Annotated in this window: 9 protein-coding genes; 5 read left to right on the plus strand and 4 right to left on the minus strand. The window is 25.2% G+C overall.

Features of this window, described 5'->3' with window-relative positions:
• Window positions 1-141: 141 nt before the first annotated feature.
• The 4 genes from GBG18_RS14310 to GBG18_RS14325 all read left to right on the plus strand — a co-directional run bounded on the left by GBG18_RS14310 (window position 142) and on the right by GBG18_RS14325 (window position 5447).
• A complete protein-coding gene (locus GBG18_RS14310) occupies window positions 142-1062 on the plus strand; it encodes a ParA family protein (RefSeq protein ID WP_152192168.1) in 921 nt (306 codons plus the stop codon).
• A gap of 25 nt (window positions 1063-1087) precedes the next feature.
• Window positions 1088-2107: a ParB/RepB/Spo0J family partition protein gene (locus GBG18_RS14315; RefSeq protein ID WP_152192170.1), complete on the plus strand. Its 1020-nt coding sequence runs from the start codon at window positions 1088-1090 to the stop codon at window positions 2105-2107.
• Window positions 2108-3222: 1115 nt separating this feature from the next.
• Window positions 3223-4698: a replication initiation protein gene (locus tag GBG18_RS14320; RefSeq protein ID WP_193311167.1), complete on the plus strand. Its 1476-nt coding sequence runs from the start codon at window positions 3223-3225 to the stop codon at window positions 4696-4698.
• 47 nt (window positions 4699-4745) lie between these two features.
• The gene (locus tag GBG18_RS14325; RefSeq protein ID WP_152192173.1) at window positions 4746-5447 is read left to right on the plus strand and encodes a DnaB-like helicase N-terminal domain-containing protein; all 702 of its coding nucleotides are present in this window, start codon (window positions 4746-4748) and stop codon (window positions 5445-5447) included.
• Here GBG18_RS14325 and istB read toward each other — a convergent pair.
• A complete protein-coding gene (istB, locus tag GBG18_RS14330) occupies window positions 5427-6194 on the minus strand; it encodes an IS21-like element helper ATPase IstB (RefSeq protein WP_152192175.1) in 768 nt (255 codons plus the stop codon). The genes GBG18_RS14325 and istB overlap by 21 nt on opposite strands.
• Entirely contained in the window at window positions 6181-7224 is a 1044-nt protein-coding gene (gene istA / locus GBG18_RS14335) for an IS21 family transposase (protein ID WP_122893688.1), read from the minus strand. The genes istB and istA overlap by 14 nt, the downstream gene beginning before the upstream one ends.
• 80 nt (window positions 7225-7304) lie before the next feature.
• Here istA and GBG18_RS14340 point away from each other — a divergent pair, with 80 nt between their 5' ends.
• Window positions 7305-8039 (plus strand): DnaB-like helicase C-terminal domain-containing protein, encoded by a 735-nt coding sequence (locus tag GBG18_RS14340; protein ID WP_193311168.1) that lies wholly within the window; start codon window positions 7305-7307, stop codon window positions 8037-8039.
• A gap of 294 nt (window positions 8040-8333) precedes the next feature.
• On the opposite strand, the gene GBG18_RS14345 is transcribed toward GBG18_RS14340, so the two are convergent.
• Complete coding sequence (locus GBG18_RS14345) at window positions 8334-8531, minus strand: HipA N-terminal domain-containing protein (protein ID WP_152192178.1); 198 nt, start codon at window positions 8529-8531, stop codon at window positions 8334-8336.
• Between the two features lie 8 nt (window positions 8532-8539).
• The gene (locus GBG18_RS14350) at window positions 8540-8749 is read right to left on the minus strand and encodes a helix-turn-helix domain-containing protein (RefSeq protein ID WP_152192180.1); all 210 of its coding nucleotides are present in this window, start codon (window positions 8747-8749) and stop codon (window positions 8540-8542) included.
• Window positions 8750-8765: the final 16 nt, after the last annotated feature.

Raw genomic sequence — 8765 nt, forward strand, 5'->3', positions numbered from 1 at the left:
TAATATAAAAGTATTCGTTCCAGAACGAATACTTTTATTCAAATACTTTTTACAATAGTCATATAATACTTGATATGATTTTGTTATTATGCTAAAATGCATAATAAGAATTACTCGTTCTAGAACGAATAAAGGAAAACTATGAGCAAAGATGTATTAGGTGAAGTATATGGAGTTACAGTTCAAAAAGGAGGAGTTGGTAAATCAACCTTCTCTCAAGCTCTTGCATATTCATTTGCAAATCAAGGTTATAAAACTGTTCTAGTAGATTTAGATCCTCAATCTACGTTAACTGGAGCATTTTTCGGATACTCTTATGGAGCATTTTCACAAACTGAAGATAATGGTTCAATAGAATATGATGTTAGTAATATTACAAATATTTTTAGAGATACTGATGTTGAACCAATTGTAGTAAAAACTACAAAACATTTAGTAAATCCTAATAAAGGGAAAATGTTACAACCTCATTATTTAGAAGAAGAGTTGGAAATCGATTTTTATCCTTCTAATTATCAATTATTATCTGCAACTGAATCTGATGACTTTACAAGAGAGAATAAGATTCAACTTTTATATAAATTTATAGATTCATTAAAAACTAAATATGATAGAATTGTAATAGACTCCCCTCCTTCATTCGGAATTATTACAACATCAATACTTAAAGCTGCAAAAGCTATTCTAATCCCTATTCCAACTAAAAATGTTGATACAGATGGTATGGTAGGTTTTTTTAGAACATTAGATAAAATTTATATAACTGAAAATTTAAAAGATCTTTCTAAAATAGTTTTAATTCCTAATATGTTTGATAAAAGAGTTACAGATGCAAAAGAAACTCTTACAGAAATAAAAAGAATCCCAAATTTACTTCATGAAACTAAAAATTTAAGAAACTTATCATGTAAAGTTATGGATCCTTTTCCTCAAAAAGCATGTATTCAAGAAGCACCTAGTTTTAAACTATTTTTAGCTCCTTACATAATGGATTTTCATAGGTCACAAAATCAAGACCTGATTTTAAAGATTGATAATATTGCAAAAGAATTAACTAATTAGTTAGTTTCTAAAAAGGATTATAAAGATGGCAAAGAAGAAACCACAAAGAACTACTACAATTGATAATACTATTGAACAATTAAAAAATGAACAAGAAAGCATTTTAAAGAACTCAACAGAAATAACACTAGTACAAATCTCAAGAATTAAAGAATTAACATTAGAAAATGATATTTTAATGCATAATAGAATTTCCTATTCTAAAACAAAACTACTTGAACTTGCAGAAAATATTTCCAATTTAGCAAAAGAGAACACTGGTATTTTAGGCACTGGACTATTAAATCCTGTAATGCTTCGAAATAAGAATGGTGTATTAGAGAGAATTCATGGAGAAAATAGAATAAAAGCTATTAAGTTAAATGATATTACTACAGTTCCTGCTATTATCTTAGAAAATGTCTCTGATGAACTTGCTAGATTTATGAGATCAAGTGAGAACTTAAATAGAGAAGATTTAAATGTATATGATGAAACTCTATCTATTTTAGAGCATATCCAACTTGCTTGCGGTTTTGAAAGTATTGAAAAAGTTAAAGTGTTTATAAATAAAATTAAAAACTTTCAAGCTGGAAAAACTACATTAAATGACATTGAAAAAAATCTTCTTACACAAGTAAGCAAAGTATTTGAGAAAATAGGGCGATTTGATATCATTACTTTTGTAGATAGATTATCTGTATTAAAACTAAATCCTTTAATTAAACAGGCATTAGTTGATGATCTTATTAGTTATACTCAAGCAAAAGTGATTAAATCTAAATTAACAACTGATGATGAAATTATTAAAATTTTAGAAATGTTAAAACATAAAAAAGTTTCAGCAAACGATTTACGCAAAATATTAGATAAATTAAAAAGTTCTTCAAGTACTAAAGATATAGATTCTTCAACTGTTTTATTTAATTCAGTTAATAAGAAAGTTAAATCTATTACAAAACAAAAATATTTAACTTTAAAAAATGATGATAAACTATTTGTAGATCAAAAATTAAAAGAAATAGAGAAAATTTATTCTCAAATAGAAAATAAACTAAAAAAATAAACTCTCTCTTTAGAGAGTTTATTATATTTTTATAAAGCTTTTTATAAAGCTTTATATGAAACTCTCTAGACCTTATATACTCGACTCTTGAAGATCATTGCTTACTTAAGTATTGAGAAAGATTGAATCTCAATATAGATGTCATAACTTATAATACGAGAAACACTACATCGCATATCATATGCTATAACATCTATAATGAGAACTATCAATAAATAGTATAAGATATAAACTTCTAAATAAGCATTTTGTATTATAGAACATATAAAACGAGAAAAAATACTATAGAAAGAAGCAAACTTTCTCAAAATACGTGTCATAACATATAAGATGAGAACTTTTAACAAATAGATCAAGATATATATATGCTTAATTAAGCGTTTTGTATTATAGAACATATAAAACGAGAAAAAATACTACAGAAAGAAGCAAACTTTCTCAAAAAACATGTCATAACATATAAGATGAGAACTTATAACAGATAGATCAAGATATATATCCTTAATTAAGCGTTTTGTATTATAGAACATATAAAACGAGAAAAAATACTACAGAAAGAAGCAAACTTTCTCAAAAAACATGTCATAACATATAAGATGAGAACTTTTATTAGTGTATACATGATTATATAAACGTTTTGTATTATAGAACATATAAAACAAGAAAAAATATTATATATAGAAGTAAACTTTCTCAGAATACATGCCATAACATATAAAATGAGAAAAAAGTATTTATACATTAGTATTAACTAGGCTTTCTATATTATTATGATTATTGAGCATATAAAATTAGAAAAAAAACTGACAGAGGGAATTAAATTTCTCAAAATGGATGTTATAACATATAAAATGAGAACTAACAGGTTTATTTAGTAAAACCAACACAATAAGATTGATTAAATCAATTAACATATAAATTGAGAACTTTAAGAGATTTGTATATATTTTCTTAATAGGTAAAAAAGTATAAGTTGTATTGAGCTTAGAATAAAAGGTAAGAAATCATTAGTAATGACATAAAATTTGAGAACTAATCCGTTAAATGACATAATATATGAGAAATTTAAGGATTAAATAGTTAATATTAATTAAATTATATTTAATGGAAAACTAGTGGATAAAACAATCAGGCCTACAAAAAAACAATTATTCAACGAAGAACAAAAAAAATTACTAAAAAATAGAAAAGTTGTTCAGTTAAATAAATTCATTAAAGGTGATGTTTCGGCCTTTAGTGTTAATGATCTTAAAATCTTTAAACTTATAATTTCGAAAGTTGATAGTAAGGAATCATTATTCAAAGATTTCTATGAAATTACTACTGATGAAATTAAAGCATTAAATATAAATGAGAAACACTTGTATAGTGAAACACGTAAGACACTCAGAAGACTTGCAAACATATATATAACATTTGATGAAGGTGAATCTATTAGAGAAGTAGGGCTAATTAGAAATGACTTCAAATTTGAGAAATATACAAAGAAAGTACTTATAAATTTTAATAAAGATATGGATGAATATCTGATAAATCTTAAGAAAAACTTTTTTATGTATGATTTAATTGATATTGTTAACTTTAAATTCAAACATACAATAAAATTTTATGAATATATCAAATCTCAATCACTAAATGTAATCAAACTAAAAATTGAAACGATAAAAGATATTTTAGATTTAAAGAATAAATATTCAAGATACACAAACTTTAGAACAGATGTTTTAGAAGTTATCTTAGAAGAAATAAATGAAAGTTCAAATACTTTATATATCTCCTATACAGAGGAGAGAGTAGGGCCTAAAGTGGAATATATAATATTCCACGTAAAAAGAATAAAGAGTGATTTAATTTTAGAAAACAATTCTAATAAAAATAAGTATGGATATTTAATAGGAAAAGAGTGTGAGTATTTAGATAAGTTTTATATTTTAGATAGTGTTGATACAGAGAAATATATAATATCACTAAAAGAAGCTTTAACTAATAACTTTACTAATATTGTTAAAGATAATGATATAGGTCTTGCTGAGACATTGAAAGCATTATTTAAAAAAGAATTTATTGAATCATCTTCTATAGATGTTGAAGTAGATGAAGTTCAAAGGCTTTTAACTGTAAAAGACTTTAAGAAATTTAAAGAACAAGTAATTAAACAATATCTTGGAAAGCAATTAGTGAATAATTTACCAGGATATGATAAAGAAGATATTATTTCTGTTCAAGATGAAACTGGTTATCTTATAAATACTACAAGTGGAGCAGCACTTAAAAAAGAAGATAGTTTAATAATTTGGAGACATTTATATAAAAATAGAGATCTTGTTGGAAAAATAGTTAAAGATGATCCTACAAAAGAGTATATAAATAAAATATTTACTATTAAAAAGAAAAATGAATTTGGAGATAGAGAAGTATTTAAATATATGATCACTGATATTAAAGAAGAAGATGAAAGTGGAAATTCAAAATATAGGCTTTTCATTCAAAACTTGAATGATCCTCTTGCTGAAATAGAAAAGTCGAAGTCTCTTCTAACATTTGAACAATTAAAAATTTATATAGAAGAAAATAGTAAAGAAGATAGTTAATAAAGTATTCGTTCTAAAGCGAATACTTTTTATATAAAGGTGAAACATTGGATATAGTACATTCATTAAGTATTGAGAAAACAGTTTTAAGCTCTATTATATTTAGATATGAGGAAATATATACAGTATCTAAGATACTAGAAGTAGAAGATTTCTATTCAAAAGTACATCAAGATATATATAAAATCATGATTGAACTTCATAGTGAAGATATGCCAATAGATGAAGAGTTTATAAGAAAAAGAGGAGTAGGGTACTCTTTTACTGATACAGATTTAATTGATCTTTTAAGTGTAAATCCTATTACAAATGTTGAAGCATATTGTTTTGAAATAAAAGAAGATTCTAAAATAAGAAAAATTCAGAATTTATCAAAGAGAATTCCTAGATATATAGAACAAAATAGTAAAAGTGATGATGTTTTATATACTTTACAACAAGAAATTGAGAATATAGAGAACCATAATACTAATGATTCATTAACTTCAAAAGATTTAATCTCAGTTGTTTTAAAAGATATGGAATTAGCTGCTGAAAATGGTTCGAAAGTTTTAGGACAATCATCAGGATTAAAAGCATTAGATAAAGTTATTGGAGCCTTTGAAGATGGGGATTTAATTGTAATTGCAGCAAGACCATCAATGGGTAAATCAAGTATAATTTCTACATGTCAAGTGCAATCCAAAAATGCACCAATATGCAGTGCAAAAGTGCACCACTTTGTAACACTATTTAACAGAAATATTTAATAATCCTGCTTCTCTTTTTTGCTTTAATCTATAGCTTTCACCAGTTACATTTATTAAATGTGAGTGATGAATTAATCTATCTAAAATTGCTGTTGTTAATGCTTCATCATTATTGAGTACCTCCTTCCATTTTGTAAATGATAAATTTGATGTAATTATTATTGATCCTAATTCATATTTCTTATTAATTATTTGGAAAAATAAATTAGCTTGCTCTTCATTAAATTTTACATATCCAAATTCATCAATAACTAAAAGTTTTGGAGTACCTATAACTCTTTTAAAATAGTTATCAAGTTTATTTTGAGAATGGGCACTTTCAAGTTGTATGATTAAATCACTCGCAGATATAAACTTTGTTTTTATTCTCTTCTGTGTTGCTGCATATGCTATTGCACTTGCCAAATGTGTTTTTCCAACTCCGCTTGGACCAAATAGTAAAATATTTTTAAATTCATCTATAAATCTAAAAGTTAAAAGCTCATTTATTAGTGTTTTGTCAACTGATGAAGATTTATAATCAAAGCTATCAATTGTTTTTATTTTAGGCAACCCTGCTATTTTTAAAAGCATATCTTTACTTCTTTGTTCTCTTCCTATATTTTCAAACTCTAATAATTTATGTAGATATTCACTATAAGACATTTTCTCTTTTGAAGCTGTATCTGCTAAGTGTTGATACTGTTCTAAAATACCAGGAAGTTTAAACTTTGAACAATATTCATTAATTGATTCATGCAGTAGCATACGAGACTCCTAACACTTTTTCATAATCTGAAATTGTTGTATGATATTTTATATCTATATTTAGTTTCTCTAAATTTATACTGTTAGTTATATGATTATCTTCTTGTTTATTTTTTACTTCTTTTACACTTGAGTAAAATGGCTGTAACAAATGTTTCTCTTCTTTAAACAGATCAATTGGCTTTTTCTTTGTTGTATCATGGATTCTTGAGTTTGCCATTTCTAACCAACTAAATATTTTATTATTTAGTAAATCACAATCTATTTGTATTTGACTACCTTTTAAAGCAGCTTTTAGTGGTACATAGAAGTTACGTTTTAAATATAGATTAAATCTTTCCACTTTTCCTTTAGTTTGTGCACGATAAACTTTACATAATTTTGGAATAAAATTATCTTTTGCAAACTCTAAAAAATCATTATTAAATCCATGTTGATTTTTCCCATATTTATCTCTTTGTATTACTACTGATTTTAAATTATCATAGAGAAGTGTTTGTGGAACTCCACCAAAGTATTCAAATGCTTTAACATGGCAATCTTGCCAAGTCTCTTGTCTCATATTATCTGTAAAATATACAAATGCCATTCTACTAAATCCTAATACCATAACAAAGCCATATACAGGATTTTTCCCTGTTCTTATAAATGTCCAATCAACTTGTGCTTGATAAGATGGCTTTGTCTCAAATCTTATTACTTCTTCTGGAGCTGAATCTATTTTTAATGAACTTAAAAATGTTTGTAATATTCTCACTTTTCCATCATATCCATATTTCTTTATCTCTTCATATATTACACTTGATGGAATATTATCTGGTAAAGCTTGTTGTACTCTGGAAATTATATATTCTTTATATGGATCTAATTTTGATTTATACTGAATATTTTTATAAGATTTTAATTCATTTTCTTTTAATCGTTTTGAAACTGTTCTTCTATTCAATCCAACTATTTTTGATATAGCTCTTATACTATATCCTCTTTTATGTAAAGTATGTATCACGGTAAATTCCTCTTTATCAATCATACCAACTCCAAATATTTTATTTAGAGTTTATTGTATTTATTTCTATTAATAAAGTGGTGCACTTTTACTTTGCACTACTGGTGTATTTTACCTTTGCACTTGACACTACATTAGCAATACAATCTATAGAAGATAAAAAAGGCGTACTAATTGAATCATTAGAGATGCCAGCTAAAAAGATTATGACAAGATTAATAGCAACTAGAGCTGAAGAAAGTTTAAACGATTTAAAAAAAGGTTTAGTTAAAAATAGAAATAGATTTGAAGAAGCAACAGGATTTTTTGGAACAGATGATTTAATTATTCATGATAAATCATATCCAACTCTTACAGAATTACAAAGTAGAATAAAAGCAGTATTACGAAAAAATCCAAATATAAAGAATATCTTTGTTGATCATACAGGTAAAATTCAATTACTAGGTAAAACAAGAGAAGATATAGAAATAGGGCAGATTTCGGCAATGTTAAAGAAAATTGCTAGAGATTATAATATAAGAGTCTTTTTACTTCAACAATTAAATAGAGCTCTTGAAACTAGAGAAAATAAAAGACCTAAATTAAGTGATTTAAAGAACTCTGGAAATATCGAAGAAGATGCAGATATTGTTCTTGGTTTATATAGAGAATCTTATTATAAACAGAATAAAGAAAACAATGTATCTATGTATGAAAAAGCACAAGAAGCAGCTGAAATCATAATTTTAAAAAATAGAGATGGTAAAACAGGAACTGCTCATGTTGGCTTTGAAGGTAAATATGTAAGGTTTGTTGAAAAAGAGGCTACTGAGCCAATAGTTGTTGAATTTGAATAAGTTAATACTTTAATTTTAAGAAGATGTTTTAATTCATATGGAAGTTCAAGAAAAGTTTCATCGTCTTCAAAATATCTATCATCTATCATCATTTAAATTTTTTTTGATAATAATCTGTTTTCAGGCAGATAGAAAAGTTAAATGATTTATCAATTTTAAGATATATACGAAAACTAGAAGTATGCTTTTTACTTGATGTCAAAAAATATAAAACTGATTTTCTTATTTTTAGTAGTATATTAAATTTCTTCTGAATAGCCATAAAAAAACATTTTTAATCTCTCTTTATAACTTTTAATATAAATTGAAGAAAAATGCAAGCATATGATTTGATTTAAATTCTTTCTCTTGCAAAGGGAAGTTTAAACTTATTGCTTTGGCATCATCTTTATCTAAATATTCTTTATCATATTGAAAGATGTACTCTTTATCAGATATTTTACCTAACAATCCAGCATAAATATTATTTCTATATACTCTTCCTTTTTGCATAAGATTCCTTATTTCTCTTTTATATTTATATTAATTTCTAAGCCTAAAGGATCAAGAATCTTTTGTAATGTTTTTATCGTAGGGTTAGCTTTTCCATTTTCTATATTAGAAATTGTTGAGCATGTAATATCACTATAATCTTTAAGATCTTCGATTTCTAATTTTAAACTTTTTCTTCTTTCTCTTATTATCTTTCCAATTTCTTTTTTAGAATTCATAAAATACCTTTTTTAA

Source organism: Poseidonibacter ostreae (assembly GCF_009208075.1).
Classification (GTDB): domain Bacteria; phylum Campylobacterota; class Campylobacteria; order Campylobacterales; family Arcobacteraceae; genus Poseidonibacter; species Poseidonibacter ostreae.

Coding starts and splice junctions, on each gene's coding strand:
- GBG18_RS14345 (WP_152192178.1), bottom strand. CDS start 8,531: ATGCAAAAAGGAAGAGTATATAGAAATAATATTTATGCTGGATTGTTA.
- istA (WP_122893688.1), bottom strand. CDS start 7,224: ATGATTGATAAAGAGGAATTTACCGTGATACATACTTTACATAAAAGA.
- GBG18_RS14315 (WP_152192170.1), top strand. CDS start 1,088: ATGGCAAAGAAGAAACCACAAAGAACTACTACAATTGATAATACTATT.
- GBG18_RS14310 (WP_152192168.1), top strand. CDS start 142: ATGAGCAAAGATGTATTAGGTGAAGTATATGGAGTTACAGTTCAAAAA.
- istB (WP_152192175.1), bottom strand. CDS start 6,194: ATGCTACTGCATGAATCAATTAATGAATATTGTTCAAAGTTTAAACTT.
- GBG18_RS14350 (WP_152192180.1), bottom strand. CDS start 8,749: ATGAATTCTAAAAAAGAAATTGGAAAGATAATAAGAGAAAGAAGAAAA.